Raw genomic sequence first — 14,963 nt, 5'->3', positions numbered from 1 at the left:
ATGGAACCTTTATTGAAAGTTAATGATCTATCGGTCTCTTTTCATTCTGGAGAGAGTGAGTTTCATGCAGTACGAGAGGTAAGTTTTGAAGTGCGCAAAGGAGAGACACTAGGCATTGTAGGCGAATCGGGTAGTGGCAAGAGTGTAACCGCACGTTCCATTATGAGGCTGCTTGCATCGCCGCCTTCACAGATGAAAAATGGAGAGATTCTGTTCAAAGGGGTCGATCTGGCGAATAAAACGCAGAAAGAGATGGAGAGCATTCGTGGGCGTGATATTGGCATGATCTTTCAGGACCCGATGAGTTCTCTTAATCCGACTATTAAAGTGGGTAAACAGATCTCCGAAAGTCTAATCAAACATCAGAAGGTGTCCAAAAGGGAAGCCAAGAAACAGGCGATTGCCATGATGGAGCGGGTGGGGATAACTCGTAGTGAAATACGCTACAACCAATATCCACACGAATTCTCCGGAGGCATGCGCCAGCGGGTCATGATCGGTATTGCACTTGCTTGTCGTCCTGAATTACTCATTGCCGATGAGCCGACAACCGCACTTGACGTTACGATTCAGGCACAAATTCTTAATTTGATGAAAGATATGCAGGACCAACTGGGCACATCGATTATCCTGATCACGCATGATTTGGGCGTAGTAGCAGGCATGTGTGATCGGGTTGTTGTTATGAAAGAAGGACAGATTGTGGAAACCGGGACAACAACAGAGATTTTTGCTAATCCCAAACACCCGTATACGATCAGACTTCTGAATGCATTACCACGTCTGGATCAGAAGAAAAAGCCCAAACCGGTATCGTTGGTCCCGAGAGATCTGGAAGACGATCAGCCGTTGCTTGAGGTGAAATCACTCAGACAACATTTTAATCTGGGCAAAGGTAACACCTTAAAGGCGGTTAATGATATTAGCTTTCATATTCGTCAAGGAGAGACGCTTGGCGTTGTAGGGGAATCCGGTAGCGGAAAATCAACCACGGGCCGTGCGATTCTGCGATTGCATGAGCCAACAGGTGGAGATGTACTGTTTAAAGGAGTCCCACTCAATCGTTTGTCGGCTTCGGAGATGAAAACGATGCGTAGACATATGCAGATTATTTTCCAGGACCCTTATGCATCTCTGAATCCCAAAATGAGGATTATGGATATCATTGGAGAAGCGCTTGATATTCATCAACTTGCAGGTAATGCCGCTCAGCGAGAGAAGCGGGTGGAGGAATTACTGGAGATGGTAGGTCTTGATCCTACCCATGCGCAGCGTTATCCACATGAATTCTCGGGTGGGCAGAGACAGCGGATCGGTATTGCACGAGCTCTGGCTGTGGAACCTGAATTCATCGTATGTGATGAGCCATTGTCTGCACTGGATGTGTCGATACAGGCTCAGATCGTACAATTGCTTGAAGAGTTGCAGCAGCGACTCGGATTGACGTATCTCTTCATCGCGCATGACTTGTCCATGGTTAAACATATCAGTGATCGAGTGGCGGTGATGTATAATGGGAAAATTGTAGAGCTGGCCGAGAGTGAAGAACTCTATTCCAACCCGCAACATGCCTACACCAAGGCTTTGCTATCTGCTATTCCCGTGCCTGATCCGGCGGTAGAAGCGAAGAAAAAGAGACATGTTGTCAAAGAAACAACTAGAGAAAATGTTGAAGTAGAGGACCGTTATAATCTGGAACATTCCAAGTGGGTAGAAGTCACGGAAGGGCACTGGGTAGCCATATCTAGTTAGATAGTGCAATATATAGTCTGTTTCATCGACAAAAGAACCCCGACGATGATCTCCACAGATCGTTATCGGGGTTGAGTTATATGTTCTTCGTATAATGGCAGTAATCGAAAGCGATTATTTGAATTGAACCGATTTCTTGATGGTATCAATCTCGGCTTTGGTCTTATCATCCACGTAAGTGAATATGAAGTTGAAAGCATATCCTTCAATAATTGTACTATAGTAATCTTGAGTAACGGTTGAACCGTCACCTGGATCCATCGTGATTTGCATCAGATCCATCTCTTTACCACCGATGGTTTCCGTTGTCATTTCCTTATAATCGTAAGGGAACTGGCTATCCACCATGAATTTTTTGGTTGCTTCCAGGTAGTCTTTACCTGTACGAATGCCTTGCAACAAGCTTACTTTCTCAGCAACCGCAATTGCGGAAGGACCAACTTGGCCTGCATCTAATGGATACTTTGAAGCCATAAGCAGATTCAATGTTTTGGTCTGAGACAGTTCAATTTGTTTTTTCTTTGTTTCATCATCACCAGCAATCGCTTCGGATGAAGCACTTGTCAGCTCATTCATGCCTGCAGCATCCTGGAACTCCCAAGCTTCCGGAAATTTCAGAGATACGCCAAAATAGTCATTGGTGTAAGAACCTTTTTTCGTAGTCCCCAGCTCAACGTCTTGTGAATTATCAGTTTCCTTGGACTCTTCGCTTGCTGGTTCTGTGTTCTCTGTTTCTTCTGTATTGGCTGTATCAGAATCAGTACCTGTCGTTGTTTCTGTCGGGGTAGGCTCTTCTGTTGCGGCTGTGTTATCTGCTTTGTCACCGCAAGCGGCTGCAACCAGCATAATCATAATGAGCATGGCGAATAAAGAAGCTTTTTTTGGAATTGTCATATTACCCTCCTGAAATGTGTGTGTTTGTTTCTCTCTCTACATGTTGCCTGCTTCTTAAATTGTAGCACAAACGTTCTCATATACTACCTATAGGAATCTATAGGGGTCTTCTATACATAAGACATTCGGCTGGCAATTGAAACAGCTTCTGTGCTGGATTGCACACCTAATTTGTTAAAAATCACTTTTTTGTGATGATTCACGGTGCATTCCTTGATCTTTAATTTCAAAGCAATGGCTTTTACCGTGAGGCCTCCGGCTATCATCTCCAGAATGGTTAACTGACGCTCGGTGAACTCCACCGCCGGTTTGTCGCACGCTTCAGCAGTCTGTTGACTCTGATAACAGTTCTGCATGTACGCTGGAATTAGCTTGGCAATGGCAATCAGTTCACCTTGCATATCTGCATTAATGGTGGACACATCCAGATAACCGACATGTTGGGATCCCATGAACAGAGGTGCGGCGTAACAATGCCAGCTTTGAAAATAAGGACTTTCATGCTGCTTGGGCAGCAGCACTACAGGCTCGTTGCTGTCCATCGTTACAGATATGGCGTTAACTCCACAGCTCTGTGCAGTGAAGAACATGCCCGGACGAATGGGGGAATGTTCTACTACAGCTTTAAGATCTGAACTGTAATTCATCGAGAGGAGCACACCGTTGCTATCTGCGAGTAAAAAAAGATAAGTGCCCGTTAAATTCTCTTGGATAACCGAGATACTGTTCTGGAATGCATGAATCAGGAAATGATTGATTTTACGCAGCCTGTCCAGACTGGATTCTGGTAAATAGTCGAACGGAGCCGTTCCTGCTGCATGCGAGCAATTCGGAGACTCTTCGTGTCGTGAGGCAAATGTAATGGCAGGCATGTTGTTTCCTCCTTGCTGCACAGTTCTCATCCAATCGTTTGAATGACGTGTCCTTCCTGGTCCTTGATTTCTGTTCTAACAATCTGAACGATAATATGATCCAATGAAGTTATCTCAAATGTCCCTTCAACCGGACGAAGATTCTCTGCCAGCTCCTCAACAGTTTGTTTGTTCACCGTCAGGGTAACTTGTCTGTCCGACTCCAATACGGTTGGATGTTCTCCTGCTTCGAACAGAATATTAGTATCCGGTCCGATCAAGGATAGAGAGGCACCTTTCGAAATTCGGCTACGAAGGATGGTGCCAACTAATACGGCTTGTTTGGCTCCAAGCTGGAGTTTGGCCGGAACCGATTTTTGCAGCAATTTTTTGCGAGGAGATTCCCAAGCCAGTTGTTGTATGAATAAAAATGCTGTGCTGGACCCGTCCTGTTCCATTCCATCCTCAACCGCTTGTATAACCGAAGGAATATCTGCGTACGAATTTCTCATCAGATCCGTCACATATTTGGGCATGAACATGGAGGAGGCAGACAGGAATCCACGAGCATTCCAGCTTTGAATCATTTCCAGTTCCCGACCTGTAATGCCAACCATCTGAATAAATTGCACTGAACCATTAGTCGTAGAGATCGCGGGTAGATCCGGGTCTTCAATAAACGAGAGAGCAGTCAGCAAAGTGTCGGACTCCAGACAGATGGGGCCATTGGCGTCCATGTAATCCCCTGGCTGAAAGATATTTCCGCTGTTGAACACGTATCGTCCTACATTCTGTAACAGATTCAGCGCCCAGGCTGGCGGATCAGTCTCTGCTTCACTGCGTGTAAGACGAAAGGTGATTTCAAATCCATACCCGCTTTTGGATGCATCATGCATCTCTTTTTCATATAATTCTGAGAAACCGTAGGTAACAAAATGCCAGTGAGGCATAGGTGTGTTCACCTCATAAACGCTAATGCCATCGAGTGGATCGGGACCTCCAAGAATATATGGAAGGGCAGTGCCGTAGTGTTTTGGCTCTTGTTCCCCATACAATTCACGCATGGATTGATCAATCGCATCCCAACCGGATGTGTTTTCTTCCTGAGTCATTATTGAATCCTCCTTGACTGTTCTTTCCCCCGAAAAACATTTAAAATTAAGTCTACCTGTTACAGAAACGGATTCAAGCGGCTTAAGGATGAATTGTGTCAGATAGGACTTGGGTGTTATTAATTGCAATTCAGGGAGTGAAATTACATGAGTATGAAAGGTATCTATTTAAAGGAGTTTAATCATACAAGCTGGGACTCATTTTCCGAAGGGTTTGAAGAACTTGGACAAAAGTTGGACCCCGCGTGGGTAGAACGTGCGCGATTACAAGGGATTCCGGCAGATATAAGTCGGGTGCTTTTGTGTGAAATGGGGGAGTACGTTTTTGAATGGATAGCGAAAGATATCCCGGCTTTAGGGGACAAAAGTCCCGCCGCTTACCTGGAAACGGAGGAGGGAGCGCAGGCATTAAGGGCAGCCATTATGCGTATGCCACGTTAATTTCTCCGATAAAGAGGTGTGCGAACGATCAGTTGATCCAGTGAAGTTGATTTTGCAAAATAGATATGTTACGCTTACATTACAAGAGCAAACACAACAGAATATGCAATAACATCTTTTGATGGATTGTAACTGTGAAGACAGGCAAAACCTAAACTGATGGTGAAATGAAAGCTCCTTTTTTTGGTGCTATTTTACCTTGAGTTTAGGTTTTTCTTGTTTTCTGCTCTAAATCACACCATTTTTTACCTGGAAAAACCAAAATAAATTTCGAAAAGAGGTTGTTGTTCATGACCACGGCAAAAAAAGGATTCCCCGAAAACTTCCTATGGGGCGGCGCTACAGCTGCCAATCAATTGGAGGGTGCATTCGATAAGGACGGCAAAGGCCTCTCCACAGCGGACATGATCGCTCATGTTCCCAAAGAGAAGCGTACAGGCGGACATGCTATGGAAATTTCCTCTTCCCGAATCGAAGAGATCCTCTCCGGCAAATTTGAAGAACGTTTCCCGAAACGTTTTGGTATCGATTTCTACCATCACTTTAGAGAAGATATTGCATTGTTCGCTGAAATGGGCTTCAAAGTATTCCGTTTGTCCATTCACTGGGCACGTATTTTCCCGAACGGTTATGATCAAGAGCCGAATGAAGCAGGCTTGAAATTCTATGATGAAGTATTTGACGAATTGTTGAAATATGGCATCGAGCCGCTCGTTACATTGTCTCACTATGAGACACCGCTTGGCTTGACGCAAAAATATAACGGCTGGGCTGGCCGTGAAGTAATCGAGCACTATGTTCGGTATGCAGAAACGGTGTTCAACCGTTATAAAAATAAAGTGAAATACTGGCTGACGTTTAATGAAATTAACGTCATGTTGTTCAGCCCATACACTGGCGGCGGCATTCTGATCGATAAAGTGGACAACAAACTGCAAACCACTTATCAAGCGCTGCATCACCAATTTGTAGCAAGTGCATTGGTAACGAAGCTTGCTCACGAGATTATGCCTGGTTCCCAAGTGGGTTGTATGCTTGCTCGTATGGAAACTTATGCAGCAACATGTAATCCGGTAGATGTTCGTCTGGCTCAACACGAGAATCAGATTAACCTCTTCTTCACGGACATGCATGCTCGTGGTAAATACCCGAACTACATGGCTCGTTATTTTGAAGAAAACGACATCGTGATCCAAAAAGAAGCAGGCGATGACGAGATCTTGCTGAACAATACCGTTGATTTCATCTCCTTCAGCTACTACATGTCCGTAACCAAATCTGCATCTGCAGACAAGGAAGAAACATCGGGTAACCTGACTGGCGGCGTGAAAAACCCTTATCTGGAAGCATCCGACTGGGGCTGGGAGATCGATCCGATCGGTCTGCGCGTAACCTTGAACAACTTCTGGGATCGTTACCAGAAACCATTGTTCATCGTAGAAAATGGTCTGGGTGCATATGACCGTGTTGAAGAAGACGGTTCGATCCATGACTCCTATCGTGTGGATTACCTGAAAAAACACATCGAACAAATGAAAGAAGCCATCAAAGATGGCGTCGATCTGATTGGATTTACAGCATGGGGCCCGATTGACCTTGTGAGCATGTCCACTTCCGAAATGTCCAAACGTTATGGTTTCATCTACGTGGATCTGGATGACGAAGGTAACGGAACACTCAAACGTTCCAAAAAGGATTCATTCGACTGGTACAAAAACGTAATCTCCAGTAATGGTGAGCAACTGTAGTTCTCACGTTTTCTGAGCGGGCAAACCTGATATAACAGTTAGTGTTTAATGGAATTTAATGTTCCTGAGGGCCTGCTGATTAGCGTTTGTCCGCTTTTTTATGTGCTGCAAACATTACATATGGAGGGATATCTTTTGAAAAGATGGAGTATGAACACAAAAAGTATGGGATGGATGCTTGCCCTGACACTAAGTCTGAGTGTGATCTGGCCAGCAACCGTTGGTGCGGAAAGCACCCAGGTTACTCAAATCCAGGCCAATACCTATGTTGGTGATCCTGGAGAGATGGTAGAGTCCTTTGACATTACTGTAGCGAATCCGGAGAAATATCAGAATCTGAAAGCTTCAGACTTCGAAATTACTGGCAATTATGATGGCTATCCTTTAAATGAAGTGGAAGAGATCATACAAAATGAGTATGAAGATGACGGAATAAAATTGACAATTACGGATCATACCATCCATATGGCGGTAAAGCCTTTTAAATATCCAGGTGGATTTAAGTCAGCATTTGCAGTCAAAAGCAAGGCGTATCCTGAACTTTCTTTTGACGATAAAAATGTAAATGTAGTCAAAACGCGTACGGTCGATGAGTTTGAAAAAGGACAATTTACAGGCAGTAATGGTGCGAACTTGTCCTATCAACTGAAACGAAGCACGTCCGAAGAACCGAAGCCGCTCATGGTATGGCTCCATGGTGGTGGCGAAGTTGGTACGGACGGGCGCAGCCATCTTACTGCAAATCGTGGAGCTGTAGTCTGGACGGAATCGGGGTATGATACTTCCGTACTGGCCGTACAGTATCCTGAGAATTACAGCTTCAAAATCTATGATAACCCGGAGCAACTGGCCCAGATGCAGGCGTACTTCGTGGCGCAGTATGAGTTGATTCAGAAGCTGGTTGCTGAAGGTGAAGTTGATCCGAATCGGATCTATCTGTCTGGTGTTTCCAGTGGCGGTGGTGGTGCCTTCCGTTTCTTGACACAATATCCCGATCTGTTTGCTGGAGCGATTATTGTAGCGGCCAAGGATACGGTAGCGGATTACACCGGATCTGTTGAAGCATTCAAAAAAGAACTGAAAGATATTGTGGATGTCCCAGTATGGATTATGCATGCCAAAAATGATCCAACCACTGACAGCCGGACAAGCTCTTTGGCTTATCAGGCTTTGACTGAGCTTGGAGCCAAGCATGTCAATATGACGCTGTATGACGATGCATACATGGATAGCCAAAGACTGTACGGTGGCATGAAGCATTGGTCATGGGTACCGGCTTTTGACAACAAGGAAGTACTTGCCGACCTGTTCAAACTAAGTAAAGGTACTTCAGGGGAACAGGATGGAGGTAACATAGAGCAGGGAACAAAACCAACTGAGCCTGTGACAAGAGCGCAGATCGCCCTCGTGCTTGCCGACAAGTTAAATCTTCCTGAAGTATCCGAATCTGCTTACCCGTACACAGATTCTGCTCCTGAATGGGCTCGTCAGGCCATCGCAACAGTGACTAAGGCAGGATTGATGCAAGGTGTCAGCAATCAGATATTTGCCTCGGGAGAGGAAGTAACACGTGCACAGATGGCAGTGATCGTAGACCATATTTTGACGAGTCGCGGCTGGAATGATGCAGACGAGTCAACTGTAGTATTGTTCAAGGATTTGAATGATAAGCATTGGGCTTATGAAGCCGTTCAAAATAGTGCCAAAGCCGGTATTATGTCCGGTATGTCCAAAGATCAATTTGATTCATCGAAGTCGGTTACAGGTGCTCAGCTGGAGCTGATTCTGCAACGATTGGAACAATTGCCAACAAACTAAGTTCAATAACCAACTTAATAATGATAAATAATGAGAGGAATGATTGATATGACTACACCATTTCCGAAAGACTTCCTATGGGGCGGCGCTGTAGCAGCCAACCAACTTGAAGGAGCTTATAATACAGATGGCAAAGGTCTGTCTGTTCAAGATGTAATGCCACATGGGATTACAACGCCTAGAACGGAAGCACCTACAGAAGATAACCTGAAACTGATCGGTATCGATTTCTACAACCGCTACAAAGAGGATGTTAAACTGTTTGCTGAAATGGGCTTCAAAGTGTTCCGTACATCAATCGCTTGGTCCCGTATCTTCCCTAAAGGTGATGAATTGGAGCCAAATGAGAAAGGTCTGCAATTCTACGATGACCTGTTCGATGAGTGCCACAAATACGGGATTGAACCACTCGTAACGATCTCTCACTATGAGACACCGCTGCATTTGTCCAAAACATATGATGGCTGGGTTAACCGTAAAATGATCGATTTCTACGAGCGTTATGTAACAGTGCTGTTCAACCGTTTCAAAGGCAAAGTGAAATACTGGCTGACATTCAACGAAATCAACTCCATCCTGGAGGAACCATTCATGAGTGGCGGCATCTATACGCCAAAAGCTGAACTGTCCAAACAGGATCTGTACCAAGCGATCCATCATGAATTGGTAGCCAGTGCGTTAGCTGTGAAACTGGGTCATGAAATTATGCCTGAAGCCAAAATCGGCTGTATGGTACTGAGCATGCCTACGTATCCGTTGACTCCAAACCCGGATGATGTGGTTGCAGCGATGCATGCGGAACAGCGCAATGATATCTTTGCTGATATCCATGCACGTGGTTATTATCCGAAATACATTAATCGTTATTTCAAAGCGAATAATATCAATATTAAGTTTGGAGATGGCGATGCTGAAATTCTGAAGCATACCGTAGACTTTATCTCGTTCAGTTATTATGTAAGTATCTGTGAGACTGGTGATCCCGAGAAACGTATCGAAGGCAAAGGAAACCTGTTCGCAGGTGTGCAAAACCCTTATCTGAAAGCGAGTGAGTGGGGCTGGCAGATCGATCCGCAAGGACTGCGCGTAACCTTGAACAAATACTGGGACCGTTATCAAAAACCATTGTTTATTGTCGAAAATGGTCTGGGCGCAGTCGATGAGCTGATTACGGACGAAAATGGCAATAAAACGGTGAACGATGATTACCGTATTCAATACTTGAATGACCATCTGGTACAGGTTGGCGAAGCTCTTGAGGATGGCGTAGAAGTGATGGGTTATACGTCATGGGGCTGTATTGACCTGGTAAGTGCTTCAACAGCAGAGATGAAGAAACGTTATGGTTTCATCTATGTAGACCGCAACAATGACGGTTCAGGAACATTGGATCGTTACAAGAAAAAATCATTCCATTGGTACAAGGAAGTTATTAGTACAAATGGCGCAAGTCTTAAGAACAACAACGAGTAAATACTAGTTCTATAAGCATAGTTGTGCAAGCACCTTCTGATGTCACATTAACGCACATTAACCGCTTTCACAAAAACATTGTCATATGGATAATTATATGGTAAGATGGGCCTAAGGCTAATGAATACTGGATTGTTACTGTTCAATCAGGCAAAACCAGAAGCGGGGCATATTTCGTGACCTGCTTTGGTTTTGCCTTTTACTACTTTGACGGTGCAAGGTGATGTGAAGAAATGAAAATTGAGAAGGTGCTGAACAACAACGTAGTTACCGTAATTGATCCGGGAGGAAACGAACTGGTCGTTATGGGACGTGGAATTGCCTTCAAAAAGCATACTGGTGAATCGATTGACGAGAGTCTCGTCGAAAAAATATTCTCGCTTGAAAGTAAGGAAGTATCACAGAAACTTAAAACACTTCTGTCTGATATCCCGGTTGAATATGTCGAGTGCTCGGATGAGATTATCCGTTATGCCGAGACGGTGTTAGGTGAGAAGCTGCATGAAAGCATCTACATTTCACTGACGGATCATATTCATTTTGCCATTGATCGACATCGTCAAGGATTGCAGATCCGTAACGCATTGTTCTGGGAGATCAAGCGCATGTACCGGAAGGAATATGCCATTGGACTCAAGGCGCTACAGATTATTGAGGAAACATTAGGTGTCCTGCTACCCGAAGACGAATGCGCATTCATTGCAATGCATCTGGTTAATGCCCAGATGAACGGTGAGATGAGGGAAACGATCAGTATTACGAACATCGTTAAGGACATACTTAACATCGTAAGACGTAGCTTTGTGATTGAACTTGATGAAGATTCATTGAGTTATTATCGATTTTTAACTCATCTGAAGTTCTTTGCCCAACGTGTGTTGCAAGGAACGGCGATTGAAGATAAAGAAGTAGATAATCCGCTTCATGACTTGGTGAGCAAGCAGTATCCGGAAGCACATGCATGTGCAGTAAGGATCAGTGACTATACGCGTAAGATCTATAATCGGGTGTTGTCCAAGGAAGAAATACTGTATCTGACCATTCATATTGAACGAATTGTCAGAAATGAACAAACAATTGAATAAAGTTGGGATTGTTACTGCTAAAAAGGCAAAACCTAAACGTTGAATAATGATAAGCTTTTCTGCTTTGTCATTATTCAGTGTTTAGGTTTTTTTTTAACCTTCATTACACATAAAAGGAGCAAAACACAATGGATAAACAACAATTGTCCAAGGATATTTTGAAGCTTGTTGGTGGCGAAGAGAATATCGATCAAGTCACACACTGTATGACAAGACTCAGATTTAACCTGAATGACAACCAAAAAGCGGACAAAGCGACGCTGAAAAATACACCAGGCGTTATGGGCGTTATGGAGAACGGTGGACAGTTCCAGGTTATCATCGGTAACGATGTGCCTATCGTGTATAACGCACTCGTTGGCAACATGTCCAAATCACCAAACGCAGATAATGCAACCTCAAGCGCTTCAACTGGAGAAAAGAAAAAGAGAAATCCGATAAGTGCGTTGTTCGACTTCATCTCAGGTATGTTTACACCAATCCTGCCAGCGATTACAGGTGCAGGTATGATCAAAGGGATCGTGGCTATCCTTGTCGCACTTGGATGGTTGTCCAATACTAGTTCAACCTATATCATTTTGTCGGCAATTGGTGACGGTGCCTTCTACTTCCTGCCAATCATTCTGGCGATCAGTGCTGCACGTAAGCTGGGTAGTAATATGTATATTGCCGCGGCGCTTGCTGCGGGCATTATGCACCCGACCATTACAGCATTGCTGGCCGATGGTCATAACTCATCCTTTATGGGGATTACAGTCATAGCAGCAACGTATTCTTCTACAGTTATTCCAATTGTTCTGGCCGTTTGGATTGCTTCATATGTAGAGAAAGCCGTTGATCGTGTTATACATGCTTCACTTAAGTTACTCATTGTTCCAACAGTTACCTTGTTAATTATGGTTCCACTGACGTTGATGACAGTAGGTCCATTGGGTACGGTTCTTGGTAATGGTTTGTCCGGTGGTATTTCATGGTTGTTCGATAACATGTCCATCTTCGCAAGTATCCTGATTGGTGGTACGATGTCACTGCTGATCATTACAGGTATGCACTATGCGTTGCTGCCAATCGTTGTTGGTTCAATGACAACACTGGGTTACGACTTTATTATTCCACTGATGTTTGCAGCTAACTTGGCACAAGGTGGTGCAGCATTTGGTGTAGGTCTCAGATCGAGAAATAGCAAAACCAAATCCCTGGCCTATTCCACAGGTCTTACGGCTATTATGGGGATCACGGAACCAGCGATGTATGGTATCAACATGAAGTTCAAAAAACCATTTATCGCAGCTCTCAGCGGGGGTGCTATTGCTGGTGCATTCATGGGAATCTTCAATGTTAAATCGTATGTTATTACAGGACTTGCAGGTCTGCCGAGTATTGCGGCATTTGTCAGTCCAGCAATTAGCACATTGATTTATGCTTTGGTTGGTGGTTTGATTGCCATCGTAGCGGCAGCAATCATTACGTATATCTTGGGCTTCCAAGAAGAAAATGCATCGGAGCCAGTAGCTGCACCAGCAGCAGAGCCGGCAACACCAGCAGCAACAACTTCTGCTGCTGTAACTGAAGAAGCAAAAGCACAAGATGAGCAAGTATTCAGCCCGATTACAGGTGAAGTTAAACCGCTGAGCGAAGTTCCAGACCCTGCGTTCTCTGAAGAGATTATGGGTAAAGGATTCGCGATTCAACCATCTGAAGGTCGCGTCGTATCTCCGATCAACGGAACCGTGTTCTCGTTATCGAAGAGTGGACATGCCATTGGTCTGGTAAGTGATACAGGCGCAGAGATGTTGATTCATATCGGGATTGATACCGTGAAGCTGAAAGGTCAATTCTTCTCTCCTAAAGTTCAAGCAGGTGCGAAGGTTGCTGTAGGTGATGTACTGATGGAGTTTGACCGGGAACAGATCGAAAAAGCCGGTTACACAACGATTACACCAGTCATTATTACAAATATGCATCAGTATGAGTCGATTGAGTCTGCTGGTCGCACTACGATCAAAGAAAAAGACTTGTTGTTCACAGCTAAAGCTTAACCATAAAAATGAAACAGCAGCTTCACTGGAATGTAATCCGGTAAAGCTGCTGTTTTTTTTGCTTATAGCCTTTTACACGGGAAGCATACCCTGCACCAGTTGCACAAAGTGTTGTGCAGGCTTGGACAGATAACGGTTCTGCAGCCAGACCAGCGCCGAACCGACCGTGGAATGCTGATCCTGGATGCGATATACGTGGAATGGGTGCTCGTGATATAGCTGTAGTACCGTGTGAGGCACGATGGAACTGGCGAAGCCGAGTCGGACCAGCTCGAGTAACATATTAATGTCTGAGCACTCACCCATGATGGAGGGGGTAACCTGATGCTCCCGAAACTTGTCCAAAATTAGCTCGAACATACCGAGTCCTTCTGTGCTTGGAAGCAGTAGAGGGATACCTGTAAGCTGCTCAAAATAAGTCCCCATCTCCACTCCTGGTCCCATCTCTGTCGGACTATCAAGCGGTGTTGAAGAAATGTAGAAAAGGGGTTCCTGTGGCAGATGCAGCACCTCATAACGTTCAGTCTGGACAGGCATGCGTACACAGGCAAGTTCAACTTTGCCATCTTCCAGCAATCGGCATAATTGCGCAGATTCATTTTGTTGAATTTTATAGGTAACCTGTGGGTGGGTGGTGCGAAACTGTTGCAGTGCTTGCGGGATCAGGCGATCCGATATGGTATTGATGCCGATGGCGAGTTTGCCCCGTATGCCGTGACGGAAACTTTGCATCTCCATTACAGCTTCCTCCATATATTTGGTCAAGGTAACCGCATAATCATAGAAGCTGCGACCCGCCTGCGTTAGCTCCATCATACGTCCTTTGCGTTCAAACAAAATTACGCCAAGCTCTTCCTCCATTAACTTTAGCTGCTGACTTAAGGGTGGCTGAGCCATGTGCAGTCTTCGAGCTGCGGCTGTAATCTGTTTCTCCTCAGCAATGGCAATGAAATAGCGACATTGTTTGATATCCAAGTGGTTGTTCTCCTTCGCCTGCAATGTATATGTAATTCATATGGAAAGGCAACAAAACATGTATTTTTAATATACTACGATCTTATGTTACCATACATTAGATTTGCATACCTGACTAACAGGGTTTGGTTTCTATATGAATATTACTGCATGAGAAAGACCTTGAATTGGAGGATAAAACAACGTGGTTAGAACAATACATGATGCTGCTCAAGCGGGCCATACCGATGAGGTCATTCGATTTATCACACAACAGGGTAACCGGTTGAACGAACGGGATACATTGGGGCGGACACCTCTGCTGGCAGCGGTGCACGGTAACAAGATAGACACGGCAAGGATGTTAGTGGACGCCGGAGCCGACATTAATCTTCGGGATGCACGATTGGACAACCTGCTGTTATACGCGAGTGCTGAGGGTATGTATGACATGGTCGAATTGGCGATTACAGCAGGTGCAGATACGAGGTTAACAAATCGTTTTGGCGGCACAGCTCTTATCCCAGCAGCGGATCGGGGCCATGTGGACATTGTGGAGCTTCTGCTGACACGCAGTGATGTGGATGTGAACCATATCAACAACCTGGGGTGGACAGCCTTGCTGGAAGCGGTCATTTTGGGAGATGGTGGGCCGCGTCACCAGCAGATTGTTGCCTTGCTTTTACAATATGGTGCAGATCCAAAGATTGCGGATCGGGACGGGATTACACCGCTTGCACATGCGAACCGGCATCGGTATACCGAGATGGAACGACTATTAACCCAAGTCTGAAAA

General features: G+C 44.9%; 12 protein-coding genes. 8 read left to right on the top strand and 4 right to left on the bottom strand.

Translation table 11 applies throughout. From position 1 onward, the window contains the following. Positions 1–1,752, top strand: a complete 1,752-nt coding sequence (locus tag MHI52_RS22990; protein WP_405157698.1) for an ABC transporter ATP-binding protein — start codon at positions 1–3, stop codon at positions 1,750–1,752. Between the two features lie 114 nt (positions 1,753–1,866). Here MHI52_RS22990 and MHI52_RS22985 read toward each other — a convergent pair whose 3' ends face one another. The 3 genes from MHI52_RS22985 to MHI52_RS22975 form a co-directional block, all read right to left on the bottom strand. After that, complete coding sequence (locus tag MHI52_RS22985; protein WP_127550049.1) at positions 1,867–2,646, bottom strand: hypothetical protein; 780 nt, start codon at positions 2,644–2,646, stop codon at positions 1,867–1,869. Positions 2,647–2,756: 110 nt separating this feature from the next. After that, positions 2,757–3,518, bottom strand: coding sequence for a LuxR C-terminal-related transcriptional regulator (locus MHI52_RS22980; protein WP_100529209.1), 762 nt, complete (start codon positions 3,516–3,518; stop codon positions 2,757–2,759). A 26-nt stretch (positions 3,519–3,544) separates the two neighbouring features. Further along, positions 3,545–4,609, bottom strand: coding sequence for a suppressor of fused domain protein (locus MHI52_RS22975; RefSeq protein ID WP_405157697.1), 1,065 nt, complete (start codon positions 4,607–4,609; stop codon positions 3,545–3,547). Between the two features lie 147 nt (positions 4,610–4,756). On the opposite strand from MHI52_RS22975, the gene MHI52_RS22970 reads away from it, so the two are divergent. From MHI52_RS22970 to MHI52_RS22945, 6 genes are all read left to right on the top strand, one after another. After that, a complete protein-coding gene (locus tag MHI52_RS22970; RefSeq protein WP_051447477.1) occupies positions 4,757–5,050 on the top strand; it encodes an antitoxin Xre/MbcA/ParS toxin-binding domain-containing protein in 294 nt (97 codons plus the stop codon). A gap of 290 nt (positions 5,051–5,340) precedes the next feature. Next, the gene (locus MHI52_RS22965; RefSeq protein WP_127550057.1) at positions 5,341–6,798 is read left to right on the top strand and encodes a glycoside hydrolase family 1 protein; all 1,458 of its coding nucleotides are present in this window, start codon (positions 5,341–5,343) and stop codon (positions 6,796–6,798) included. A gap of 135 nt (positions 6,799–6,933) precedes the next feature. Then, a complete protein-coding gene (locus tag MHI52_RS22960; protein ID WP_405157696.1) occupies positions 6,934–8,616 on the top strand; it encodes an S-layer homology domain-containing protein in 1,683 nt (560 codons plus the stop codon). A 48-nt stretch (positions 8,617–8,664) separates the two neighbouring features. Further along, on the top strand, positions 8,665–10,089 hold the full coding sequence (locus MHI52_RS22955) for a glycoside hydrolase family 1 protein (protein ID WP_405157695.1): 1,425 nt from the start codon (positions 8,665–8,667) through the stop codon (positions 10,087–10,089). 233 nt (positions 10,090–10,322) lie between these two features. Further along, entirely contained in the window at positions 10,323–11,174 is an 852-nt protein-coding gene (gene licT / locus MHI52_RS22950) for a BglG family transcription antiterminator LicT (RefSeq protein WP_036617363.1), read from the top strand. 128 nt (positions 11,175–11,302) lie between these two features. After that, a complete protein-coding gene (locus MHI52_RS22945) occupies positions 11,303–13,213 on the top strand; it encodes a beta-glucoside-specific PTS transporter subunit IIABC (RefSeq protein WP_282320569.1) in 1,911 nt (636 codons plus the stop codon). Between the two features lie 72 nt (positions 13,214–13,285). On the opposite strand, the gene MHI52_RS22940 is transcribed toward MHI52_RS22945, so the two are convergent. Beyond that, positions 13,286–14,188, bottom strand: a complete 903-nt coding sequence (locus MHI52_RS22940) for a LysR family transcriptional regulator (RefSeq protein ID WP_076252800.1) — start codon at positions 14,186–14,188, stop codon at positions 13,286–13,288. A gap of 184 nt (positions 14,189–14,372) precedes the next feature. On the opposite strand from MHI52_RS22940, the gene MHI52_RS22935 reads away from it, so the two are divergent. Then, positions 14,373–14,960 (top strand): ankyrin repeat domain-containing protein, encoded by a 588-nt coding sequence (locus MHI52_RS22935; RefSeq protein ID WP_340018095.1) that lies wholly within the window; start codon positions 14,373–14,375, stop codon positions 14,958–14,960. Positions 14,961–14,963: the final 3 nt, after the last annotated feature.

The sequence above is a fragment of the Paenibacillus sp. FSL H8-0283 genome, assembly GCF_045040675.1.
GTDB classification, from domain to species: Bacteria; Bacillota; Bacilli; order Paenibacillales; family Paenibacillaceae; genus Paenibacillus; species Paenibacillus amylolyticus.
The sequence above is the reverse complement of the archived record's forward strand: the minus strand, read 5'-3'. Positions and strand labels throughout refer to the sequence as shown.